Below are 24,067 nucleotides of genomic sequence, written 5' to 3'. Positions count from 1 at the left end.
CGTCACACCAGTTCGCGCGGCCGACGCCGGCTGTGCTCCCGGCCGGCCGCGAACGAGGACAGCACGCCGGTGCGTGCGAGCGCGCGGACGATCAGCCACGAGCCGGCGCCCGCGATGACGGCACCCGACACGATCGCGCACACGACGTAGACGACCTTGAACGCGGCGTCGAGACCCGGGTACCACAGCACGGTGTCGTTGATGCCGAGCGCGAGGCCGGCTGCGGCGCCCGCCAGGACGACGACCGGCAGCCGGTACACGCGGTACAGGAAGAGTGCGAGGACGATCTCGGCGCCGAGACCCTGGACCAGTCCGGCCTCGAGCGTCAGCCACCCCCACTGCGTGCCGAACAGTGCCTCGACCGACGCGGCGACCATCTCGCCGTAGAGCGCGGCACCGGGCTTGCGGACGACGATCGCGACGAGCGGGCCGGCGAGCAACCACACTCCGCCGAACAGGGCCTTCGTGCCCGGCAGGACGAGGTCCATGACGGCGCTGATGGGTTCGTAGCCGAACTCCCACAGCCGGAAGACGACGCCGAGCGCCACCGCGAGCACGCTCGCGACGACGATGTCGACGACCCGCCAGCGCAGCGATCGCCGCGGAGCGGTGTGGACGGTTGATGACGTGCCAGAAGACATGGTGCTGGACTCCTCCCTGCGCCGGCATGATCCGGATCAGGTTCGACGGTCGGAGCGCCACTCGCTCCCTCTCAGCCCGGCGGTCCCGGACTCCCGTGTGTGTCCCAGCAGTCTAGACGGGCTACTTCTTCAGGACGCGCACCAGTTTGCGGAGCACGGTGCCGGTCACCCAGACGAGCGGGATGCTCACGGCGACGAGCGAGATGAGGTTCGGCTCGAACTCGAGGTCCTTGCCGGGACGACGGATGTAGGCGCCGACCGGGATCGACGCGCCGCCGCCACCGCCGCCGCCGTTCTCGTCGTCCCCGCCGCCCCCGAAGCCGAACCAGCCGAGGGACACCGGGATGAGGGTCTGGTCGCCGACCTCGACGGGGTCCCCGTAGTTCGTGGAGACGCCGATCGGGCGTACCTTGTCTGCGATCTGCGTGACGATGTTGGCCATGCGCGCGACGCTACTCGTCCGTTCCTCCACAGGCCGGGCCACGCGCGCACGGGTACACAGCTGGCGCTTGTCTGCGGACGCGGACGGGTGTCACCGATATGTTGGCGCGACCATCACCTGGAGGACCGTTTGCACACCTGGCCCGGCAATCCGTACCCGCTCGGGGCGACCTACGACGGAAGCGGCACGAACTTCGCGCTCTTCAGCGAGGTCGCCGAGCGCGTCGAACTCTGTCTGTTCGACACCGACGGCAACGAAGAGTGCATCCCCCTCGTCGAGGTCGACGCCTACGTCTGGCACGCCTACCTGCCGAACATCGGCCCCGGGCAGGAGTACGGCTTCCGTGTCCACGGCCCGTACGACCCCGACAGCGGGGCACGCTGCAACCCGTCGAAGCTGCTGCTCGACCCCTACGCCAAGGCGACGAGCGGCGAGATCGACTGGGACCAGTCACTCTTCGCGTACACGTTCGGCGACCCGGACTCGACGAACGACGACGACTCCGCGGCGCACATGATGAAGGGCGTCGTGATCAACCCGTTCTTCGACTGGCAGGGCGACCGCGCACCGCGCACGCCCTACGGCGAGACGGTCATCTACGAAGCGCACGTCAAGGGCCTCACCGAGACCCACCCCGACGTGCCCGAAGAGCAGCGCGGCACCTACGCCGGCGTCTCGCACCCGGCGGTCATCGAGCACCTGCAGCGACTCGGCATCACGACGCTCGAGCTCATGCCGGTGCACCAGTTCGTGAACGACTCGACCCTGCAGGACAAGGGGCTGTCGAACTACTGGGGCTACAACACCATCGGCTTCTTCGCGCCGCACTCCTCGTACTCGTCCTCGGGCGACCAGGGCCAGCAGGTGCAGGAGTTCAAGACGATGGTGCGGGAGCTCCACCGCGCCGGCATCGAGGTCGTGCTCGACGTCGTCTACAACCACACCGCCGAGGGCAACCACCTCGGGCCGACGCTGTCGTTCCGCGGCATCGACAACGCGGCGTACTACCGCCTGGTCGACGACGACAAGAAGTTCTACATGGACTACACGGGCACCGGGAACTCGCTCAACGTCGGGCACCCCCACTCGCTGCAGCTCATCCTCGACTCGCTGCGTTACTGGGTGACCGAGATGCACGTCGACGGCTTCCGCTTCGACCTCGCCTCGGCGCTCGCCCGCGAGTTCTACGAGGTCGACCGGCTGTCCGCGTTCTTCGAGCTCGTGCAGCAGGACCCGATCGTGTCGCAGGTCAAGCTCATCGCCGAGCCCTGGGACGTCGGCCCCGGCGGCTACCAGGTCGGCAACTTCCCGCCCCAGTGGTCGGAGTGGAACGGCAAGTACCGCGACACCGTGCGCGACTTCTGGCGCGGCGAGTCGTCGACGCTCGGTGAGTTCGCCTCGCGCATCTCCGGCTCGGCCGACCTGTACGAGCACGACGGCCGCACGCCCAAGGCCAGCATCAACTTCATCACCGCGCACGACGGCTTCACGCTGTACGACCTCGTCGCCTACAACGAGAAGCACAACGAAGCCAACGGCGAGGACAACAACGACGGCGAGAGCCACAACCGGTCCTGGAACTCCGGCGCCGAGGGCCCGACCGACGACGAGACCGTGAACGCCCTGCGGCTGCAGCGACGCCGGAACTTCCTGGCGACGCTGCTCCTCAGCCAGGGCGTGCCGATGATCGCCCACGGTGACGAGCTCGGCCGTTCGCAGTCCGGCAACAACAACGTCTACGCGCAGGACTCCGAGCTCAGCTGGATCGACTGGGAGTCCGCGGACGACGACCTCGTCCAGTTCACCGCCGACGTGGTCAAGCTGCGCCACGACCACCCGACGTTCCGCCGCACCCGGTACTTCAACGGGCGCCCGGTGCGCCGTGGTCAGGACGAGCCGCTGCCCGACGTGGTCTGGCTCACGCCCGAGGGCGACGCGATGTCGCCGGAGGACTGGGACTCCGGTTTCGGCAAGAGCGTCGGCATGTACCTGAACGGCGACGGCATCCGTGGGCGCGACTCCCGAGGCGAGCGCGTCACCGACGTGGCGTTCATCACGTACTTCAACGCCCACGACGACGTCGTGACCTTCACCCTGCCGCCCGAGGAGTACGCACCCGGCTGGACGGTCCGCATCGACACCGCCGAGCCCGGCGCCCGTGACGAGATCGTCGAGGCGGGCACGCCGCTCGACGTCCCCGCCCGGTCGATGATCGTCCTGCGTGCCGAGCCGAACCACGAGGTCTCCGTCGCACCGGTCGAGGTCCAGCACCACGAGGGCGATCCAGAGCTCCGGTCCCCGCAGGACGCCGTGACGCCAGCGAACCCCGCCGGTTCCACCGCGCCGAGCGGCACCGCACGATGAGCGCCGGCACACCGGGAGCCGGGCGTCGCGTCCCGGTCTCGACCTACCGGCTGCAGGTCTCCGCCGACTTCGACCTGGCCGCGGCACGCGACCTCGTCGACTACGTGCACGACCTCGGCGCCGACTGGCTGTACCTGTCGCCGGTCCTGCAGTCGGAGCCCGGCTCGGACCACGGCTACGACGTCGTCGACCACACGCACGTCGACACCGACCGTGGTGGGGACGAAGCCCTCCGGGTCCTCGCCGAGGCCGCGCACGCGGTCGGGCTCGGCGTGCTCGTCGACGTCGTCCCGAACCACGTCGGGGTCGCCACCCCGGCGGTCAACCCGTGGTGGTGGTCCCTGCTCGAACTCGGGCAGGGCTCGCCCGTCGCCTGGGCGTTCGACGTCGACTGGGACGCCGGCGACGGCAAGGTCCGGGTGCCGGTCCTCGACGACCGGCTGCTCGAAGCCGTCACGCTCGACACGTCAGACGCCGAGCACCCGGTGCTCCGGGTCGGCGAGACCGCGTACCCGACCGCGCCGGGCAGCGCCCACCCGGGCGACTCGGTCGAGGCCGTGCACGCGCTGCAGCACTACGCGTTCGTGCACTGGAAGCGTGCCGACCACGACCTGAACTACCGCCGCTTCTTCGCGGTGAACACGCTCGCGGCCATCCGGGTCGAGGAACCCGAGGTGTTCGCGGCGTCGCACGGCGTCATCGGCGGCTGGTTCCGCGACGGCCTCGTCGACGGCCTGCGCATCGACCACCCCGACGGCCTGTACGACCCCGCCGGCTACCTGCAGGACCTCGCCGAGCTGACCGGCGGTGCGTACACCCTCGTCGAGAAGATCCTCGAACCCGGCGAGGAGCTCCCGAGCTCGTGGCCCGTCGACGGCACGACCGGGTACGACGCCCTGGGCGTCCTGGACCGCGTGCTCGTCGACCCCGCGGGCGAACCCTCGCTGACCGCGGCGTCGGGCGCGGAGCCCGCGGACTGGCAGCAGCTCACGCACGACACCCGCCGCGGCATCGCCGACGGGATCCTGGGCAGCGAGGTCGAACGACTCGCCCGACTGCTCGCCCCGGTCGCCGCCGGAGCGGACGCGATCACGCACGAACGGCTCGTCGACGCCCTCGCCGAGGTCGTGGCGTCGTTCGACGTGTACCGCACCTACCTGCCCGAGGGCGCGCACCACCTCATCGCGGCGCTCGAACGCGCGGCAGAGGCCCGTCCCGACCTCGACGACGTCATCGACCGCATCGCCCCGGCGCTCGTCGACCCGGAGAACGCCGCCGCGATCCGCCTGCAGCAGACGAGCGGCATGGTGATGGCCAAGGGCGTCGAGGACACGGCGTTCTACCGCACGTCACGCCTGACGTCCCTGAGCGAGGTCGGTGGTGATCCGAGTGTCTTCGCGGTCTCCGTGGCCGACTTCCACCAGGCGCAGCGCGACCGGCTCGGCAGCTGGCCGCACACCATGACGACGCTCACCACGCACGACACGAAGCGCAGCGAGGACACCCGCGCACGCATCGCGGTCCTGGCCGAGCTCGGCAGCGAGTGGGCCGACACGCTCGATCGGTTGCAGTCCCTCGTCCCGCTCGAGGACCGCGTGTTCGCCGACCTCCTCTGGCAGGCGATCGTCGGTGCCCGGCCCGCGAGTCGTGAGCGGCTGCACGCCTACGCCGAGAAGGCATCACGCGAAGCCGGCGACAGCACCACCTGGACCGAGCCGGACACGGCGTTCGAGGAGCGCATGCACGCCCTCGTCGACGCGGCGTTCGACGAGCCCGCGGTGGTGGCCGTGCTCGATGCCCTCGACGAACGGATCGACGCGGCGGGGTGGTCGAACGGGCTCGCGCAGAAGCTCGTGCAGCTCACGGCACCCGGCGTCCCCGACGTCTACCAGGGCACCGAGTTCTGGGACCGGTCCCTCGTCGACCCCGACAACCGCCGAGCCGTGGACTACGCCGAACGGCGCCACGTCCTCGCCGAGATCGACGGCCCGGACGACGACGGCCCCGAGGACCTTCCGGCGATCGGGATCGACGGCGCCGCGAAGCTCCTCGTGACAGCCCGTGCACTCCGTCTCCGCCGCGACCACCCGGAGCTCTTCACGCGGTACCTCGCGCTCGAAGCGACGGGCAGCGCGGCGGACCACGTCGTCGCGTTCGACCGCGGCGGTGCCGTCACGGTCGCCACACGACTGCCGATCGGCCTCGAGCGGGTCGGTGGCTGGGGTGACACCCTCGTGCACGCCGTCCCCGTCGACCGGGTCGACCTGCTCACCGGCAGGACCTTCCCGGCCAGCCGGGGCATCGCGCTCGCGGACCTGCTCACCACCTACCCGGTCGCGCTGCTCGTGCCGGCCACCACGGTCGGGGAACCCGGCCACGCTGACACGGTGACCGACGCGTCCGGCGCGGGACGGGCCTCCCGGTCCACCGGTGGAACCGTCCCGGCGGCGACCGAGTCCGACGCGCAAGCGGAGATCGACACCCTGGAGGGTCACGCATGACCGCACCCGACCGCTACGCCGTCTGGGCGCCCGAGCCGGACCGCGTCCGGCTGGTCGTCGACGACGTCGAGTACCCGCTGACCCGGGGCGACGACGACTGGTGGTCGACCGACGCGATCATGCCGGTCGTCGGTGCCCGCTACGGGTTCCGCCTCGGCGACGACGACGCGGTCCGGCCCGACCCCCGCAGTCGCTTCCAACCGGACGGCGTGCACGGCACCTCGGCAGTGGTCGACCCGGCGCGCTTCGCGTGGACCGACGAGTCGTGGACCGGACGTCCGGGACGCGGCGCCGTGATCTACGAGATGCACGTCGGCACGTACACGCCGGAGGGCACCCTCGACGCGGCGGCGCAGAAGCTCGACCACCTGGTCGAGCTCGGCGTCGAGTTCGTCGAACTGCTGCCCGTGAACGGTGTGAACGGCGAGTGGAACTGGGGCTACGACGGGGTCGCCTGGTACGCGGTGCACGCCCCGTACGGCGGGCCCGACGCCTACGACCGGTTCGTCGACACGGCGCACTCACTCGGCCTGGGGGTCATCCAGGACGTCGTCTACAACCACCTCGGGCCGAGCGGCAACTACCTGCCGCTGTACGGGCCGTACCTGGTGCAGGGGCTCGCGAACACGTGGGGCGACTCGGTGAACGTCGAGCACCCCGAGGTCCGTCGGTACGTCCTCGACAACGTGCGCATGTGGTTCCGCGACCACCACGTCGACGGGCTCCGGCTCGACGCCGTGCACGCGATCCGCGACACCACGCGGCCGCACGTCCTGGCCGAGATGGCCGACGAGACGGACGCCTACGGTTCCTTCGTCGGTCGTCCGCTGTCGCTGATCGCCGAGTCGGACCTCAACGACCCGGTGATGTTCCGCCCGCGGGAAGCCGCCGGGTACGGGCTCGCCGGACAGTGGTCCGACGACTTCCACCACGCCGTGCACGTGGCGCTGACAGGCGAGACGAACGGCTACTACGCCGACTTCGCACCGCTGTCGGCGCTCGCGAAGGTGCTCGACCACGGGTTCTTCCACGACGGCACGTGGTCGTCGTTCCGTGGCCGACGCCACGGGCAACCGATCGACCGTGGGACTTCCGCGGCCACGGCCCTGGTGGTCACGAACCAGAACCACGACCAGATCGGCAACCGCGCGGCGGGCGACCGTCTGGCGGCGACGCTCGACGACGAAGGCCTCGTCATCGCCGCGGCACTGACGCTGCTGGGCCCGTTCACACCCATGCTGTTCATGGGCGAGGAGTTCGCCGCGACGACGCCGTGGCAGTTCTTCACGTCGCACCCGGAACCCGAGCTCGGCAAGGCGACGGCCGAGGGCCGCATCCGCGAGTTCGCGGAGCACGGCTGGGACGAGTCGGCCGTGCCGGACCCGCAGGACCCGACGACGTTCACGAACTCGAAGCTCGACTGGGCCGACGTCAGTTCCGAGCGGGGTGCGGCGATACTGCGTGCCTACCGGGTGCTCGTCGCCCTGCGCCGGACGGACCAGGCCTTCGTCGACCACCGGTACGAGGCGAACGCCGTGCGGTTCAGCGAGGACCGGCGGTGGCTGGTGCTCACGCGTGGGCTGCTCGGACCGGACGTGGCTCCCGTGCACGTCGTGGTGAACTTCCTCGACGACGCAGCCGAGGTGCCGGTCCCCGGTGCCACCGGCGAAGAGCTCTACCGGTTCGGAGCGGCTGAGGTCGCGACGGACTGCGTGCGGTTCCGCGGGCGGGGCGTGGTGGTGCTGCGCTAGTCGCTGCGGTGTCACCGAACCGAGACTCGGGGTGGGCGACGGCGTTCGTGCTGCACAGCACGGGCCCTGTCGCCCACCCCGAGTCTCGTCGAACGGTGGGGCCGCGGGTCAGGCCGCGTGGTCGGCCACGGCGTGCGCGTTGGTGCGCACGGACGGCAGCTTCCGGTGGTCCTTGACCAGGGAACGGGTCTCGCGGATGCGGCGGTCGATGCCCCACTTCGTCACGAGGGCCAGGCTCTCGCGCACGATGTTGCCGCTCATCTTCGAGACGCCGAACTCCCGCTCGGTGAACGTGATCGGGGTCTCGACGACGCGCAGACCGGCCTCGAGTGCACGCCAGCACAGGTCGACCTGGAAGCAGTAGCCCTTCGAGGCGACGCCGGCCAGGTCGATCCGCTCGAACGCCCGCGAGGTGAAGACCCGGAACCCGCCGGTGGCGTCGCGGACGGCGATGCCGAGGGCCAGGCGCGTGTAGAGGTTGCCGCCGCGGGAGAGCAGTTCGCGGTACCAGGGCCAGTTCTCGACCTTGCCGCCCTTGATCCAGCGGGACCCGAGCACGAGGTCGTTCGTGTCCGCGAGCTCGAGCATCCACGGCAGGTACTCGGGGTGGTGCGAGCCGTCGGCGTCCATCTCGACGAGCTTGTCGTAGCCGTGCTCGAGGCCCCAGGCGAACCCGGACAGGTACGCGCCGCCGAGGCCGTCCTTCACGGTGCGGTGCATGACGTGCACGCGGTCGGTCTCGCGGGCGATGGCGTCGGCGATGTCACCGGTGCCGTCGGGCGAGTTGTCGTCGACCACGAGCACGTGGACGCTGTCGTCGGTGGCGGCGAGCGTGCGCTCGACGATGGGACGGACGTTCTCCGCCTCGTCGTAGGTCGGGATGATGACCAGGGTCTCGCTCATGGTGCTCCTCGTGCTCCACATCGAATGTATCGGTCGGTCGTGGGTCAGTCCGACGAGAGGTCTGCGAACACGATCAGATTGTCCGTGTAGTGCCCGGTGGCGGTGTCGAACACGCCGTCGCAGGTGATCAGTCGGAGCTGGGGGGTCGGGGTGGTGCCGTAGACGTCGCTCGTCGGGAACGCCGACTTGGCGGCGCGTTCCGAACGGTCGACGGTGAAGGTGCGGGTGCTGCCGTCGGACATCGCGACGTGGATCTCGTCGCCGGCGACCAGTTCGTCGAGCCGGAAGAACACCGCGGCGCTCGTCGGGCTGTCGACGTGGCCGGCGATCACGGCCGGGCCGACCTCACCGGGGACGATGCCGTCGCTGAACCACCCGGCGCTGTCCCAGTCGACGGGCGGGTCGAGTTCGCCAGCCGTACCGCGGTGGAGGTCCTCGAGGTTCGACTGCACGCCGATCGCGGGGATCGAGACGCTGACGGGGGTCGCCGCGGATCGGGCAGCGGGTGCCGCCGGGTCCTGGAATCCCTCGATGCCCGAACCGGCAGAACCCGACCCCGCAGAACCCGAACCGGCAGAACCCGACCCCGCAGAACCCGAACCGGCAGAACCCGACCCGGCAGAAGCTGAAGCCGAACTCGACGGCGCCGAACCGGCCCGCCCGTCCGACCCGTCGCTGCCGACGGTCGACGCGAGCGCCACACCGGTGACACCGCCGCCCACGACGACCGCGGCGAGCACCGCCCCGATCACCACGCCACGACGTCGGAACACCGAACCGCGCCCGGCGGACCGCCGGCCGGTCACGATGCCCCTCCGGCCGTCGTCGCGCAGCCGCCGAGCACGTCCGAGGTGAGCATGGTCGAACCGAGCGCCGCCCAGGCGTCCCCGTAGTAGGTCGGCGTGGTGGCGGCCGTCCGGTCTGCACGCTCGAGGTCGTCGGCGGCCGCACCGGAGGAACCGGCCGCGTACTCGGCGGCGGCACGAGCGGTGTACGCCAGGGCGTTCGTGTCCCCGGTCACGGCGGTGCCGCCCAGGTCGAGCTGCGCCGCGAGCTGCGTCGTCCGACGCAGGGTCGGGGCGAGCGACCCGGCCAGGGCGCGGTCGTCGGCGGAGCAGGCCTCGGCGTAGCGGACGGGCGTCCGCATCGCGTCGTAGCCGTACAGCACGCGCTGGTCCCCGCCCGTGGCGGGCATCGGGTCGACGGTGCCGTCGGCGTGCACCTGCGACCAGTCGCTCGGCAGCTGCGACTCGTCGAGCACCGCCGCGGTCGCCGCGCGAGAGCCACGTTTCAGCGCGGTCCAGCGGTCGTCGCCCGTGGCCTTCGCCAGCACCGCGAAGGCTGCCGGCGACGCGTACGAGGCGTTGTACCGGTACGGCTCGGAGTCCGCCCACGGTCCGGGCAGCAGGATCGTGCCGAGTTCCGTGGTCGCGGTCTCGTGTTCCAGGATCGCCGAGGCGATGCGCTTGCCCGCTGCCGTGTAGCGGTCCTCGCCCCACGCGTCGCCGGCGAGCACCAGGGCCCGCGCGGCGTCGAGGTCGGCGTCGCTCGCCGGCTGCTCGTCGGCGACACCGTCGTCGGGCGTCCAACGCCAGGCGAGCAGGTCGTCGTCGGTCAGCATGTGCGTCTTCGTCCACTTCCAGATGTCGTCGAACCGGTCGCGGTCACCGTTCGCGAAGGCGATGAGCAGCCCGTAGGCCTGTCCCTCGCTGACGGTGTCGTCGCCCTGGTCGGTGCGGACGACGCGGCCGTCCTGCACGTACCGGTCGAGGAACTCCGTGCGGAGCTCCTCCGGGGAGCGCGCCGCGTCGGGCGCGCTGGTCGAGGTCGGGGTGGCGACCGAGCCGCGCTCGGCGGCGGTGTCCTGCCCCCACGGGCGCACCGCGATGAGCGCGACGCCGACGGCGACGACCACCGCCGCGGCGGCGGTGACGGGTATCCAGGTCCTGCGGGTCATGCTGGCCTGCCTTTCCGTGGATGGTGACGAAGGATCTGGACGGGAGGCCCGGATCACGTGAGCGTGTCAGCGCACGTGATCCGTGCCTCCCGACCAGGGCGTCAGCGGTACAGCGAGCGGAGCGCTGCGATGGCCGTGTGGACGGCCTCCGTCATCGGGCGGTCGGCGGCTGCGCCGCCGCCACCCGTCTGCACGCCGCCGGTCGGCGTCGCGGCGGTGGCTGCGGCGTCCGTGACCGGCACGACCGTCAGGTCACCCTTGCTGTCGTCGAGGACGAACAGGGTGGAGACGGTGTTGCCCGCGAGGTCGACACTGGCGGTGCCCTGCTGGCCGCTGCCGGAGACGTCGAGCGTCCACTTGCCGGAGTCGACGGTGGCGTACTTGGTGGCGGTGCCGAACTTCGCGCCCTCGGCGATGGCGGTGCCCTCGGAGGTGCTCACGTCGACCTGCTTCGCCGTGGTGGCGGCCTGGACGAGCCGGAGCTTCGCCTTGCCGTCGCCGGGCTGCTGCAGGTCGTCGGTGAACGCCGTCGTCTTGAGGTCGGTGTTCTTGCCGTACGCGACGACCGTGCTCGCGTCGCCCTTGTCGACCTTGACGTCGGTGGAGATCACCGGCGTGGAGTCCGGGGCGTCCGAGGCCCGCATCGACAGCACGTAGGTGCCGACCGGGAGCTCCTGGTACTTGCTGACCTGGCCGTACGTGACGTCGTCGAGCTCGAAGACCGTCTTGCCACCGGACAGGCTGGACAGTTCGACGTCGACGCCCTTGGTGTCGGGCGAGAGGTGACCGACGCGGAGCCAGCCCTCGTCGGCGGTGGCGGCGGAGGCCTTCTGGGGCGCTGCGAGTCCGACGGTCGCGGCGACGAGGGTCGCTGCGAGTGCGCCGACGACGACGGTGCGGCGTCGCTGGGTGTGTGCGTTCATGGTCGTGCTCCTTCGGGTCGTGGTGCTGGTCGGGTTCTGTGCGGCGGTGCTGCGGGCGTTCCCGGGGGCATCGCCGCGAGCGGCCCCGCGAGCCGCGCCGCGAGCGGCCCCGCGAGCCGAGCCGCGAGCGGCCCCGCGAGCGGGCGAAATGACGGGGTCGGCGTCCGGAGCACCCGGGTGTTTCGCCCGCTCGGCGATCCCGCGTGTGCGGGTGGTGCGGGCCGCCCCGCGAGCGGGCGAAATGACGGGGTCGGCGTCCGGAGCACCCGGGCATTTCGCCCGCTCGGCGATCCGCTCGGCGGACGGGGCGGCGGGTCGGCGGCTCACGAGGCGCTCGTCGCGGTCGTGGTCGGGTCCGCCGGGGTGTAGGTGACGGTGAGGCGTTCGCCCGCACGCTCGACTGACGCCGGCCGGAACGAATCGGGCATCGCCTCGAGGGTGGCGGCCACGCGCTCCGCCGAGGCAGCGTCGCTCGTGTGCAGGACGGCGGTGCGGAACGGCTGGCCGGTCTCGCCCGTGAGTGGGGTGAACCGGTCGACGCGGACGTCCTGGTCGGCGAGCACCTGGCCGAGCGCGATCATCGCTCGCGAGTCGACCTGACCCGCGCGGAACTGCGACTTCGTGCCGTCGTCGGCCCGGAGCGCCGGGTTCGACGCCAGCTCGGTGCCCATGGTCTTCCGCAGGTCGCTGGCCCGGGTGATCGCGGTCTGTGCGGCCGTCGATCCCTCGGCGTGGATGCGTCGGACCTCGACCTGCTGGTCACCGGACCCGAAGGTCGCGACGGCCGTCGAGTTCTCGATCGCCTGGCGGACGTCGGACGACGAGTTCCCGCCGGTCCGCATGGAGTCCGTCGTGATGACGTAGTCCGAGTCCTTCCACCCGTTGGGCGACTGGCGCTCCACGGCTCCGTCGGTGTCGAGCTTGTAGTACCAGACCACGTTGTTCCGGGCGAAGCCGTCCTCGACGAGGTCGACCCACATGGCGTCGTCCACCAACAGTCGGGAGGACTTCGAGACGTTGTCCCCAACCCACTGCTCGGCCTGCTGCATCGGCAGGTCGAGGTTGCCCAGGACGAAGCCGCGCAGCTGTGTTCCCCAGAGCGGCACCGCCACGACGAGTGCGACTGCGGTGGTGACGGCCCAGGTGATGCCGAGACCACGACGGGTCCCGGCGCCGAGGCGGGTTCGGGTGCGGACCCGACCGGCGATCGCCAGGACGGCACGCTCGGCCGTGTAGGCGACCAGCAGGGCGGCGAAGGGGATGAGCATGATGACGTACGGCACCGGCAGGTACCCGTTCGGGCGGAACATCATCGCGAGCAGGAAGACGAGCATCGCGGCGATCGGACGGACCCGGCGCAGGAAGAGGCCGACGACCGCAGCGGCCGAGCCGAGCACGATGAACACCGGGTCGAGCGCCCACCACTGCGACGCGGCGGCGTTGGCCAGGCTGCCCGGGTCGAACAGCGAGCCCGATGCCGAGCGCGAGCCGAGCTGGTAGGTGATGCCCTCGAACAGGCTGACCCGACCGCTGCTCGGCAGCAGCTCGCCCTTGACCGCGGCGAGCAGCAGGTACCCGCCGCCGATGATGACGAGGACGGCCCCGGCGACGCTCAACGTGTACCGGCGGGTGCTCTTGTCGGCTCGACGGATCGCCATCCAGATCAGGAACGGCAGGGCGAGCAGGTACGTCTCCTTGGAGAGCACCGCGATGCCGAGGCACGCAGCGGCTCCGGCGAACCCGGCGAGCTGCTGGCGACGGCTCAGCACGAGGACGAACGCGGCGAGCAGCCACGGCGTCGCGACGTTGTCGATGTAGACCGTGCGGTGGTACTGCAGGGCGAGCGGCGACAGCGCGAAGACGAGTCCGGCTGCGGCAGCGGTGATCCGGCCGGCACCGAGGCGGCGGGCCAGGACGAACAGCAGGATGCTCGAGACGGCGGAGAAGAAGACCATCGCCTCGCGGCCGGCCTCGACGGCGAACGGGTAGCGCGCGAACGCCCCGGTCAGACCGGTGTAGCCGGCGATCTGGATCCAGCCCAGCGGCGGGTGGTCGTACCAGTACGTGTAGTGCGTGATCTCGCCGAGGTGCATGATCGCCCAGGCCTGCGCCGTGTACGTGCCCTCGTCGTCGATCCGCTGCGGGGTGCCGGACATGTTCCAGGCCTGCACGATGACGGTGACGGCGACGACGGGCAGCAGCCACGTCAGGCTCACGGCGTGCCGGCGGAACCAGGCGCCGATGCCGGTGTGGTTCCCCGCGACGGCACCGCGGATCGGGATGCCGGTGGTGTTGGTGATGCTGGCGGTCATCGGGTCCCTCCTGTGGTCGTGCCGGCGAACTCACGCTCGGAAGACGAAGACGAAGACGAAGACGAAGACGAAGACGTCGCGCCCGCGGACCCGGTCAACTCCGACGCGAAGCCGACGACCTCGGTCGGCTGCTCGGCGTTCCGGTGCTGGCCGGTGTGCTCCGTCTTCTCCCAGCCGTTCTGTCCCTTGGCGTGGCGGACCACGGCTCGGACGGCTGCTGCGGCGAGGAAGATCTGGTACGGCACGAGACCGAGCACGAGCTTCACGTAGTCGCGGAACCGGACCTTCTCCTTGTAGATGCGACCGAACTCGTTGAGGCCGACGACCTCGACGGCCAGCAGCATGAGCGTCGGTGCCACCGGGATGAACGACACCAGGGCGATCGCCGTCGGCACCTTGACGAACAGGATCATCAGGACGCTGAGCGGGATGAGCAGACCGGTGGCCGCCTGGATGAACGGCATGGTCAGCATGTACCGGGCGAAGAAGCGCTGACGGAACGACGGCAGCTTCTTCCACTCCCCCTTGCCGAGCACCTGCAGGAAGCCCTGGTTCCAGCGCGTCCGCTGCTTGAGCAGCGAGGCGAAGGTCGGCGGGGTCTCCTCGCGGGTGACGGCCTCGGGGCTGTACGCGACGACGACCTTCGCGCCGTCGGCGGACAGGCGAACGCCGAGCTCGCAGTCCTCGGCGAGGCAGTGAGCGTCCCAGCCGTTCGACCAGTCGAGGCGTTCCTTCGTCACGAAGACGGTGTTGCCGCCGAGCGGGATGAACTTCGAACCGGCGTGGAAGTGCAGGCGCGAGCGGAACCAGAAGTAGTACTCCAGGACGTTCCGGAGCGACCACCAGCTGGACTTGAAGTTCATCAGCTGGACGCCGCCCTGCACGACGTCGGCGCCGGTCTCCTGGAACCGCGAGTCCACCAGGGTGAGCAGGTGCGGGTAGACCTCGTCCTCGGCGTCGAACACGCCGACGACGTCACCGGTCGCGTACTGCAGCGCCAGGTTCATCGCCTTCGGCTTGTTCTTCGGCAGGGTGTCGTCGACGACCACCCGGATCAGTTCGGGGTGGCGGGCTGCGGCGGCGCGGACGACGGCGTCCGTCTCCGGGTCGTCCTCGCCGACGATCGCGATGATCTCGAAGTCGGGGTGGTCCTGCTTCGCGAGCATGTCGAGCGTCTGGCCCATGACCTCCTGCTCGTGCCGTCCTGGCACCAGCAGGGTGAAGCGGTGCGCGGCCGGGCGCGGGGTCTGGCTGAAGCTCGTCGACTTCAGCGCGTCCCGCGAGCGCCACGCGTGCAGCATCCACCAGAGCGTCGTCAGCGCGACGATCGTGAGCAGCACGGAGATCGCGATGAGGGCGGAGTAGCCGATCCACTCACCCAGCGACCACGCGGCCTGCTGGACGGCACCGGAGCCTCCGGTCGGGACGTCGGTGGTCCCTCGGTTCGGGACGCTCGACGGAGCGGTCCCCTCGTTCGGCTGGAGCAGCGGCCCTGCGGCCGTCAGCAGCGTGGCGGAGATGGTCATGCGGCGAGCCCCTTCGTGCGACGAGCATCGGTGGAACGGAAGACGAGGGCCTTGTACGCGGCGAACCGGAAGGCGGTTCCGAGCACGAGGCCGACGCCGTTGCCGGCGACGTTGTCGGCGAGGGTCGAGGTGAACCCGAGGACGTAGTGCGAGACGAACAGGCAGGCCGCGGCGATGCCGAGCCCGATCAGGTTCGTGGCGGCGAAGAGCAGGCCCTCGCGCACGGTCTCGCGGCGGCCGGTCTGGCGCTCGGCACGGAACGTGATGAAGCGGTTGCCGATCCACGCCACGGCGGTCGACACGACGGCCGACACGATCTTCGCGGCGATGGGACCGTCGGGCATGACGGTGGCGCGCAGCAGGTTGTAGATGCCCAGATCGATGACGAAGCAGACGGCACCGATCGTGCCGAACGACGCGAGTTGCCTCGCGGTGGCGAGCAGGCGCCGGACCGTGCCGGGTCGCACGGTCGGCACCGCACCGGTGTCGGGTGACACCAGAACGGGGGTATCAGTTCGGGTCATGCCCCCGATTCGGGGGTAACCGGATTGCGGTTTGGAAGGGGTACGGACTTACCCAGGCTTCTGCCAGTTCCACGACACGTGCCGTTCATCCGGGGTACGGACGGCCGGTCTGTGCAGACCGGACCGGTCTGTGCAGGTGGCCAGCAGAACGGACGGGAGGCCCGTGGCGGCGTCGCCACGGGCCTCCCGTCGGATGGTGGGTCGCGTCTCAGGCGGGGCGCTGCGCCGGGGACACGGTCTTGCCCGCGTCGCGCTCCGGGAGGCCACCCAGTGCCTTGTCGATGGCGGCGAGCGCGTCGGCGTCGAGCGTGACGCCCGCTGCCTTGACGTTGTCCGTGACCTGCTCCGGACGCGACGCGCCGACGATGGCGCTGGCGACGTTGTCGTTCTGCAGCGTCCACGCGATCGCGAGCTGCGCGAGCGTGAGGCCGGCCTGGTCGGCGACGGGCTGCAGGCGCTGCACGGCCTCGAGGACCTCGTCGCGCATGAACCGCTTGATCATGTCCGCGCCGCCCTTCTCGTCCGTGGCGCGTGAGCCCTCGGGCAGCGGCTGACCCGGCTTGTACTTGCCGGTCAGCACGCCCTGCGCGATGGGCGACCAGACGATCTGCGACAGGCCGAGCTGCTTCGAGGCGGGGACGACCTCGCCCTCGATGACCCGCCACAGCATCGAGTACTGCGGCTGGTTCGAGATGAGCTGGAAGCCGAGCTCCTTCGCGAGCGCTGCGCCGGCGCGGATCTGCTCGGCGTTCCACTCGCTGACGCCGATGTAGAGCGCCTTGCCCTGACGGACGACGTCCGCGAACGCCTGCATGGTCTCTTCGAGCGGGGTCTCGTGGTCGTAGCGGTGCGCCTGGTAGAGGTCGACGTAGTCGGTCTGCAGGCGGGTCAGCGAGCCGTTGATCGACTCGAAGATGTGCTTGCGGGAGAGTCCGACGTCGTTGTGCTGCTTGGGGCCGGTGGGCCAGTAGACCTTCGTGAAGACCTCGAGCCCAGCACGCCGCTCGCCCTTGAGTGCTTCGCCGAGGACGGTCTCGGCGGCGGTGTTGGCGTACGTGTCCGCGGTGTCGAACGTGGTGATGCCGGCGTCGAGCGCTGCCCGCACGCACTGGGAGGCGACGTCGTTCTCGACCTGCGAGCCGTGCGTCAGCCAGTTGCCGTAGGTGATCTCGGAGATCTTGAGTCCGGAGTTGCCCAGGTACCTGAATTCCATGGTCCCGACGCTACTGGAGCCCGCCGACACGTGAGGGGTCCCGCGAGTGCCTGCCGCTCGCCGCGGGGTGCGGTGGGGTGGGGTGCGTCGCGGGGGGTCCGTCGCCGCGGGCGTGGCTCCCGCCAGCGTGGCCCCCGCGAGCGTGGCTCCCGCCAGCGGGCGAAATGCCGGCGTGCCCGACGGCGGCACCCTGGCAATACGCCCGCTCGCGTCGTCGCTGAGGTCGTGGCCGCGGCAACCTCCCCGCGACGGGCGGGCTGACGCCGTCGCCGCGATCCCGACCGCTGCACTGTCGGGCGGCGGGCAGCACTGCGGTCCGCGCCGGCGGGCGCCCCCGCGAGCGGGCGAAATGCCGCGGTCGCCACGCAGCCGGACCCCGGTGTTTCGCCCGCTCGGCCGCGGTGCGATTCCTCCACAGGGCGCCTGGACCGCGGGCCGTCCACACTGGAGGCGCGACTCACCACCGTCGCACCCGCTCGGCTCCACGATGTGGAGATGACCGCCAGACGCCGACTCCCGTTGGCACTGCGGGACGCCTCGTTCCGCGTCCGTGACGCACTGCATAGGGGGGTGTCCCGCGGCCGCCTCGAGGCCCGTGACCTCGTTCGCCCGTTCCACGGCACCCGATCCGCGGTCCCGCCGCGAACCGTCGACGAACGCGCCCGGGCGCTGGCTCCCCGACTGCGCCCCGACCAGGTGTTCAGCCACGTCACAGCCGCCGCGATCCTCGGCATCCCACTCCCCCGCCGGTTCGAGGGCACACCGCGGCTCCACGTCACGACGATCGGGGTCGACCAGGCGCTCCGTGTCCGCGGCGCGGTCGGACACCGCGCCCACCACGGCAGGGTCAGTGCGACCAACAGCCGAGGTGTGCGTCTGACGACGCCAGCGGACACGTTCGTCGCGCTGAGCACGATGTTGACGCTCGACGAACTGATCATCGCGGGTGACGCCCTCGTCGGGTGGCTCGGATGGGTGACGCTCGACGAGCTCATCCGGGCAGTCGGCCGGCGGCGCGGCCTCCGGGGCGTCGTGAAGCTGCGCCACGCTCTCGCGGAGATCAGGCCGGGTTCTCGTTCCCCGGGTGAGACCAGGGCCCGGCTGGCCCTCGTCCGCCGTGGACTCCCGGAACCCGCCCTGAACCACGACGTGATCGTGGACGGCAGGTGGATCGCGTGCGTGGACCTCGCGTACCCCGCGGCACGGGTGGCGATCGAGTACGAGAGCGATCTCCACCGCACCGACCCGGCCACCTTCCGGAAGGACCTCACTCGCGGTGAGCACTTGAAGGACGTGGACTGGTGGTTGGTCCGGGCCACTGCGGACGACGTGGGCCGAGGTGTCGATCGGTTCGTACAGCGTGTGAGACGCCTTCTGCAAGCCGGGTTCCGCGCACCGCACGACCACCGCTTCACGACGCTTCGGTGAACAATGGTTGACGCTTCAACCAAAAGGGTGCACACTGGCGTAGTATCAGGTTGATGCAGGCGCATGGATCGCGTCGCACCACAGACTCTCGTTCGGAAGAAGGACCACCATGACGCTCACCGCCACGACCATCCCCGGCTACCAGACCGGCACCTGGAAGATCGACCCCACCCACTCCGAGGTCACCTTCTCGGTCCGCCACCTCGCCATCAGCAAGGTCAAGGGCAAGTTCGAGACGTTCGACGCCACCGTCGTCACCGCGGAGAACCCCCTCGAGTCGACCGTCGAGGCGAACATCGACGTCGCGTCGATCAACACCGGCCAGGAGCAGCGCGACCAGCACCTGAAGACGAGCGACTTCTTCCTCACCGAGGAGCACCCGCAGCTCACCTTCCGCTCGACGAGCATCGAGGCCAAGGGCGACGACCTGCACATCGCTGGCGACCTGACCCTGCGCGGCGTCACCAAGCCCGTCGTCCTCAAGGCCGAGCTCGGTGGCTTCACGACCGACGGCTACGGCCAGGTCAAGTTCGGCGCCGAGGCGACCACGAAGATCGACCGCACCGAGTTCGGCGTGAACTGGAACGCAGCGCTCGAGGCCGGTGGCTTCACCCTCGGCAACGACGTGACCATCAACCTCGACGTCCAGTTCGTGCTCCAGGCGGCCTGAGTCCCTTCGGACTCGCCGCCTGACTGAAGGCACCGAACAGCACCACCCGAACCCGAGACACGCGCCCCGGCTCCCCATGGAGCCGGGGCGTTCGTCGTCCCCGCCGTGCTCCGGGCGGCCGCGCGTGCCCGCCGCCGGCCGCCCGCCGCCCGCCGCCCGCCGCTGCGACCCGAACGGGCGCCCCGTCGCGAGCGCAACCGGGCGAACGGGCGAAATACCGGCCTCATCTCGAACTCGACCCCGGCATTTCGTCCGCTCACCCAGGGACCACGCGCTGGCACGCCCGGTGTGAGCAAGTGCAGTGCGCACCGATCCCCCGCGCGGGCGTGAACGGGCGGAAACGTCGGGTGGGTACGCGCACGACTGCGGCATTTCGCCCGCTCGGCCGGGCTCCGCGGCGTAGCGTTGGGCAGCGGACAGGGGCACGCCCACACGCACGGGAATCCGCACACCAGCCTCCGAGTTACAACGAGACACGCACCCCGCACCACACGCACGAAGCACCGCACGCCAGCCCGACGAACAGGAGCACCACCATGGCCACCGACTGGATCGCGATGCAGGCCCTCGCGGCAGCCGAGTTCGGCCGCCGCGTCGCCGCCGTGACGGACTGGGACGCCGCCACCCCCGACTCCGAGTGGACCACCCGCGACCTCGTCACCCACGTGGTGGACGAGCAGCGCTGGATCCCGAAGCTCCTCACCGGGTGCGACTACGCCCAGGCGGAGGCCGACCTCGAGTCCATCGGCGACGACCTCGTCTCCGAGTGGCAGCGCTTCGCGACCGCGGCGACCGATGCCTGGCGGAACGCCCCGCAGGACACCCCCGTGCACCTCAGCACCGACGTCGTGCCGGCTGGCCAGTACCTCACCGAGCAGACCAGCGACATCACCATCCACACGTGGGACCTGGCGCGGGCGACCGGCACGGACGAGTCCCTTCCGGACGAGCTCGTGCAGGCGGTGTGGGAGTACTTCGAGCCGCAGATCGAGGACCTCGCGGCCACCGGTCTGTACGCCGCCCCGGTCGACGTCGACGAGGACGCCCCGCTCCAGGTCCGCCTGCTCGCCGTCACAGGCCGCGATGCCAAGGTGAGCGCATGACCAACGCAGCACCGAGCAACGCAGTCACCACCACCCGCCTCGGCGCCTCCGGCCTCGAGATCAGCACCGTGATCCTCGGCATGATGTCCTACGGCGCCCCGGACCGCGGCTCGCACGCGTGGAGCGTCGGCATCGACGAGGCTCGCCCCTTCGTCCGTCGCGCGTTCGACGCCGGCATCACCACCTTCGACACGGCGAACGTGTACTCCGACGGCTCCAGCGAGGAGATCACCGGCACGCTCCTCAAGGAGCTCGCCCCGCGCGAGGACGTCCAGGTCCTCACCAAGGTGTTCAACCGGATGCGCCCTGGTCGGAACGGCGCAGGGCTCTCCCGCGCCGCGATCATGCACGAGATCGACGCCTCGCTGACCCGACTCGGCACCGACTACGTCGACCTGTACCAGATCCACCGCTTCGACCCGGTGACCCCGATCGAGGAGACGATGGAGGCGCTGCACGACGTCGTCAAGGCCGGCAAGGCCCGCTACCTCGGCGCGAGCAGCATGTGGACGTGGCAGTTCGCGCAGATGCAGCACGTCGCCGACCTGCACGGTTGGACCCGCTTCGTCAGCATGCAGGACCAGTACAACCTGCTCGAACGCGAGGAAGAACGCGAGATGCACCCCTTCGCGCACGCGACCGGCGTCGGCGTGATCCCGTGGAGCCCCCTCGCCCGCGGCAAGGTCACCCGGCCGTGGGACGCCGACGGCTCCGGTTCGCGCGCGAGCACCGACGAGTTCGGCAAGACGCTCTACCGCCAGGACGAGGACGCGAACCGCGCGATCGTGGGCGCCGTCGAGTCCATTGCGAGTGACCGCGGCGTGAGCATGGCGCAGATCGCCCTCGCGTGGGTCGCGGGCAAGCCCGCGGTGAGCGCGCCGATCGTCGGTGCGACGAAGGAGCACCACATCGACGACGCGGTCGCGGCCGCCGCGATCACGCTGACCGACGACGAGGTGACGCGACTCGAGTCCGCGTACACGCCCCGGGTGCCGTCCGGTTTCTGACGCCCCCACCAGGCGGACGGGAGGGCCGTGGCCAGCTGGTCACGGGCCTCCCGTCCGCTTGTGGTCGCGTCTCGTGCACGTGACACGCCGTCGGGTCAGGCGACGGCGCCGCGCTCGCGTTCGAGGCGCGCGATGCGCACGAGCGCAGCGCGCTCGGTGCCCGTCTGGTTGCCGAGCACCCCGCCGATCCCGTCGAGCACGAGTCCGGTCGCCCGGCCGACGGGCAGTTCGACGGGGCCGATCGCGGGCGCCCGCAGGCCGAGCATCGAGCGGTGGCGGGGGTCGAGCGTCGAGACGGCCCCCTGGAACAGCGCCTGGTAGCCGGGCCGCAGCATCAGCGCGAGCGGCGGGTTCTTGATGAACTTGACGACGTCGCGGGTGCGGGCCGTGACCGCGAGTTCGCCGCGGTCGAGGTACCCGTCCATCTGGGCGCGGAGCTCGGCCTCGGACTCCGGGGCGTCCTCGACGCGCATGAGCCGGCCGGCGATCGCCCACTCGCGGACGTAGGCGTCGGCACCGCCGGGGATCGGGCCGCCCCAGCGCTGCGCGGCCCGGAGGAACGCGTCGGTGAAGGCGAGGTGCACCCAGCGGGCCACGTCGGGGTCGTTCGCCGCGTAGTCGCGTGCGATGCCGTGGCCGTCGACGTACTGGCCGCGAACCCGCTCGTGCAGGCGCAGCACCCACTCGCTCGCACCACGGGCGGTCGCGGTGTCGCCGTGCGAGACCGTGTAGATCCACCGGATGGTGCCGGCGAGTCGGCCGAACGGGTCCTCGCGGTAGCGGGAGTGGTCGGCGACGCCGGCGAGGGCTCCCGGGTGCAGGGCCTGGACGAGGAGTGCGCGGACCCCGGCGACGATCGTCTGCTTGCCGCCGTGCACCGCCCACGTCGCGGAGCCGGGGCCGAAGAAGCCGGCGTCGGCGCCGTCCTCGAGTTCGTCGATCCACTCCGGCTTGCTCGTCGCCCCACCGGTGAACGTGTCGTTGAGGCGGGAGCGGAAGGCATCGGAGACGGAGGGCATGGCGTCATCGTCCGTCCGCCCCCTGGGAGCGCGCTCGGCTTCGTGCACCCCGACGCCTCTCAGCGGGCGCGGGGGTGGCCCGCTAGGTTGGGACGCGTGAGCATCGACACGCCTCGTCCCTGGCTTGCCTCGTACGCCTCGGGGGTCCCGCACGACATCGAGGAACAGCACGGTTCCCTGATCGACCTGGTCGAGGAATCTGCACGACGGTTCCCGGGCAGGGTCGCGCTCGAGTTCTTCAAGCGGACCACCAGCTACGCCGACCTGCAGGAGCAGATCCTCCGCGCGGCGAACGGGCTCCGCAAGCTCGGCGTCGGCGCCGGCGACCGGGTCGCGATCGTGCTGCCGAACTGCCCGCAGCACATCGTGGCGTTCTACGCGGTCCTGCGCCTCGGCGCGATCGTGGTCGAGCACAACCCGCTGTACACGCCGCGCGAGCTCCGCCACCAGTTCGAGGACCACGGCGCCAAGGTCGCGATCGCCTGGGACAAGTCCGTCGCGACGCTGCAGGACTTCCCCACCGACGTGAAGCTCGACGCGATCGTGTCGGTCGACCTGACCCGCGCGATGCCCCGCAGCACCCGGCTCGCACTGGCCCTGCCGGTGGCGAAGGCCCGCGAGTCGCGCGCGAAGCTCACCACCGCGGTGCGCGGCACGACGAAGTGGGACGACCTGGTCGGCACCCGCAAGCTGTCGAAGCGACACCCGCGCCCGTCGACGGACGACGTCGCCCTGATCCAGTACACCTCGGGCACCACCGGCACGCCGAAGGGTGCCGTGCTGACGCACCGGAACCTGCTGGCGAACGCCGCACAGGCCCGCGCCTGGGTGCCGCAGATCCGTCGGGGCGACAACGTCGTGTACGCGGTGCTGCCGATGTTCCACGCCTACGGCCTCACGCTGTGCCTGACCTTCGCGATGAGCATGGCCTCGCGGCTCGTGCTGTTCCCGACGTTCGACCCGGCGCTCGTGCTCACCGCGATCAAGAAGCACCCGCCGACGTTCCTGCCGGCCGTCCCGCCGATCTACGCCCGACTGCAGCACGCCGCCGACTCGGCGAAGGTCTCGCTCGAGGGCATCGAGATCGGCATCTCGGGCGCCATGCCGCTGTCGCAGGACATCGTCGAACCGTGGGAAGCCCGGACCGGCGGGTACCTGGTCGAGGGCTACGGGCTGTCCGAGTGCTCCCCCGTGCTGATGGCCAACCCGGTGTCCCCGGAGCGTCGCCTCGGCTCCATCGGTCTGCCGTTGTCGTCCACCGAAGCCCGCGTGGTCGACCCCGACGACAGCACGAAGGTCCTCGGCGTCGACGAGCCCGGTGAACTGCAGGTCCGAGGGCCACAGGTGTTCCGCGGCTACTGGGGCAAGGCCGAGGCAACGGACGAGGTCTTCACCCCCGACGGCTGGTTCCGCACCGGCGACATCGTGGCGATCGGCGCCGACGGCTACGTCCGGATCGTCGACCGCCTGAAGGAGCTCATCATCACGGGCGGCTTCAACGTGTCGCCGTCCGAGGTCGAGGACGCCCTGCTCAAGCACCCGAGCGTCAAGGAGGTCGCGGTCGTCGGCATCACGCAGGGCGGTAACGAGCAGGTCGTCGCCGCCGTCGTGCCGAAGGACCCGTCCTCGTTCGACGCCGCGGCGCTGCGGGCGTGGGCGCGTGACCAGCTGGCGGCGTACAAGGTGCCACGTCGGGTCGTCGTGGTCGAGGACCTGCCGCGCTCGATGATCGGCAAGGTGCTGCGGCGGAAGGTGCGGGACCAGATCCTCGCCGACGACTGAC

General features: G+C 70.8%; 19 protein-coding genes and 1 riboswitch. Of the genes, 8 read left to right on the top strand and 11 right to left on the bottom strand.

Translation table 11 applies throughout. From position 1 onward, the window contains the following. Positions 1-2: 2 nt before the first annotated feature. On the bottom strand, positions 3-641 hold the full coding sequence (locus tag DEJ14_RS05420) for an ECF transporter S component (protein ID WP_111086839.1): 639 nt from the start codon (positions 639-641) through the stop codon (positions 3-5). Next, positions 637-748: riboswitch (TPP riboswitch) on the bottom strand. Its footprint overlaps the gene before it by 5 nt. 14 nt (positions 749-762) lie before the next feature. Further along, the gene (locus DEJ14_RS05415) at positions 763-1,083 is read right to left on the bottom strand and encodes a hypothetical protein (protein WP_111086838.1); all 321 of its coding nucleotides are present in this window, start codon (positions 1,081-1,083) and stop codon (positions 763-765) included. Between the two features lie 129 nt (positions 1,084-1,212). Between DEJ14_RS05415 and glgX the strand changes: the two genes are divergently transcribed. Genes glgX through treZ form a run of 3 tightly spaced genes read left to right on the top strand, consistent with a single transcriptional unit; the run spans position 1,213 to position 7,699 of the window. Further along, positions 1,213-3,447 carry a glycogen debranching protein GlgX gene (gene glgX / locus DEJ14_RS05410; RefSeq protein WP_111086837.1) on the top strand — a complete coding sequence of 745 codons (2,235 nt, stop codon included), beginning with the start codon at positions 1,213-1,215 and terminating at the stop codon, positions 3,445-3,447. Then, positions 3,444-5,948 (top strand): malto-oligosyltrehalose synthase, encoded by a 2,505-nt coding sequence (gene treY / locus DEJ14_RS05405; protein WP_111086836.1) that lies wholly within the window; start codon positions 3,444-3,446, stop codon positions 5,946-5,948. The genes glgX and treY overlap by 4 nt, the downstream gene beginning before the upstream one ends. Further along, positions 5,945-7,699: a malto-oligosyltrehalose trehalohydrolase gene (gene treZ / locus DEJ14_RS05400; protein ID WP_111086835.1), complete on the top strand. Its 1,755-nt coding sequence runs from the start codon at positions 5,945-5,947 to the stop codon at positions 7,697-7,699. Before treY ends, treZ begins: the two co-directional genes overlap by 4 nt. Positions 7,700-7,807: 108 nt before the next feature. Here treZ and DEJ14_RS05395 read toward each other — a convergent pair whose 3' ends face one another. From DEJ14_RS05395 to DEJ14_RS05360, 8 genes are all read right to left on the bottom strand, one after another. After that, on the bottom strand, positions 7,808-8,602 hold the full coding sequence (locus tag DEJ14_RS05395; protein ID WP_111086834.1) for a polyprenol monophosphomannose synthase: 795 nt from the start codon (positions 8,600-8,602) through the stop codon (positions 7,808-7,810). A gap of 44 nt (positions 8,603-8,646) precedes the next feature. Then, the gene (locus DEJ14_RS05390) at positions 8,647-9,408 is read right to left on the bottom strand and encodes a class F sortase (RefSeq protein ID WP_111086833.1); all 762 of its coding nucleotides are present in this window, start codon (positions 9,406-9,408) and stop codon (positions 8,647-8,649) included. Further along, positions 9,405-10,559 carry a family 8 glycosyl hydrolase gene (locus tag DEJ14_RS05385; protein ID WP_111086832.1) on the bottom strand — a complete coding sequence of 385 codons (1,155 nt, stop codon included), beginning with the start codon at positions 10,557-10,559 and terminating at the stop codon, positions 9,405-9,407. Before DEJ14_RS05385 ends, DEJ14_RS05390 begins: the two co-directional genes overlap by 4 nt. 101 nt (positions 10,560-10,660) lie before the next feature. Further along, a complete protein-coding gene (locus DEJ14_RS05380) occupies positions 10,661-11,482 on the bottom strand; it encodes a DUF4397 domain-containing protein (RefSeq protein ID WP_111086831.1) in 822 nt (273 codons plus the stop codon). Between the two features lie 323 nt (positions 11,483-11,805). After that, complete coding sequence (locus DEJ14_RS05375; protein ID WP_111086830.1) at positions 11,806-13,794, bottom strand: ArnT family glycosyltransferase; 1,989 nt, start codon at positions 13,792-13,794, stop codon at positions 11,806-11,808. Next, complete coding sequence (locus DEJ14_RS05370; protein ID WP_181437660.1) at positions 13,791-15,320, bottom strand: glycosyltransferase; 1,530 nt, start codon at positions 15,318-15,320, stop codon at positions 13,791-13,793. The genes DEJ14_RS05375 and DEJ14_RS05370 overlap by 4 nt, the downstream gene beginning before the upstream one ends. Further along, positions 15,317-15,817 carry a GtrA family protein gene (locus tag DEJ14_RS05365; RefSeq protein ID WP_258373398.1) on the bottom strand — a complete coding sequence of 167 codons (501 nt, stop codon included), beginning with the start codon at positions 15,815-15,817 and terminating at the stop codon, positions 15,317-15,319. Before DEJ14_RS05365 ends, DEJ14_RS05370 begins: the two co-directional genes overlap by 4 nt. A gap of 235 nt (positions 15,818-16,052) precedes the next feature. Further along, positions 16,053-17,057 (bottom strand): aldo/keto reductase family protein, encoded by a 1,005-nt coding sequence (locus DEJ14_RS05360; RefSeq protein ID WP_111086828.1) that lies wholly within the window; start codon positions 17,055-17,057, stop codon positions 16,053-16,055. A 495-nt stretch (positions 17,058-17,552) separates the two neighbouring features. Between DEJ14_RS05360 and DEJ14_RS05355 the strand changes: the two genes are divergently transcribed. The 4 genes from DEJ14_RS05355 (at position 17,553) to DEJ14_RS05340 (ending at position 21,265) form a co-directional block, all read left to right on the top strand. Then, positions 17,553-18,485 carry a putative endonuclease domain-containing protein gene (locus tag DEJ14_RS05355; protein ID WP_146249849.1) on the top strand — a complete coding sequence of 311 codons (933 nt, stop codon included), beginning with the start codon at positions 17,553-17,555 and terminating at the stop codon, positions 18,483-18,485. A gap of 109 nt (positions 18,486-18,594) precedes the next feature. Beyond that, the gene (locus tag DEJ14_RS05350) at positions 18,595-19,155 is read left to right on the top strand and encodes a YceI family protein (protein WP_111086826.1); all 561 of its coding nucleotides are present in this window, start codon (positions 18,595-18,597) and stop codon (positions 19,153-19,155) included. A 536-nt stretch (positions 19,156-19,691) separates the two neighbouring features. Next, positions 19,692-20,258 carry a TIGR03086 family metal-binding protein gene (locus tag DEJ14_RS05345; RefSeq protein ID WP_111086825.1) on the top strand — a complete coding sequence of 189 codons (567 nt, stop codon included), beginning with the start codon at positions 19,692-19,694 and terminating at the stop codon, positions 20,256-20,258. Further along, the gene (locus DEJ14_RS05340) at positions 20,255-21,265 is read left to right on the top strand and encodes an aldo/keto reductase (RefSeq protein WP_111086824.1); all 1,011 of its coding nucleotides are present in this window, start codon (positions 20,255-20,257) and stop codon (positions 21,263-21,265) included. The genes DEJ14_RS05345 and DEJ14_RS05340 overlap by 4 nt, the downstream gene beginning before the upstream one ends. 95 nt (positions 21,266-21,360) lie before the next feature. Here DEJ14_RS05340 and DEJ14_RS05335 read toward each other — a convergent pair whose 3' ends face one another. Continuing rightward, positions 21,361-22,284: an oxygenase MpaB family protein gene (locus DEJ14_RS05335; RefSeq protein WP_111086823.1), complete on the bottom strand. Its 924-nt coding sequence runs from the start codon at positions 22,282-22,284 to the stop codon at positions 21,361-21,363. Positions 22,285-22,380: 96 nt separating this feature from the next. On the opposite strand from DEJ14_RS05335, the gene DEJ14_RS05330 reads away from it, so the two are divergent. After that, the gene (locus tag DEJ14_RS05330) at positions 22,381-24,066 is read left to right on the top strand and encodes a long-chain-fatty-acid--CoA ligase (RefSeq protein WP_111086822.1); all 1,686 of its coding nucleotides are present in this window, start codon (positions 22,381-22,383) and stop codon (positions 24,064-24,066) included. Position 24,067 lies beyond the last annotated feature (1 nt).

It is taken from the genome of Curtobacterium sp. MCJR17_020 (genome assembly GCF_003234365.2).
In the GTDB taxonomy this organism is placed as follows: Bacteria; Actinomycetota; Actinomycetes; order Actinomycetales; family Microbacteriaceae; genus Curtobacterium.
Note: the sequence above shows the minus strand (reverse complement) of the source record. Positions and strands in the feature narration are given on the sequence as shown.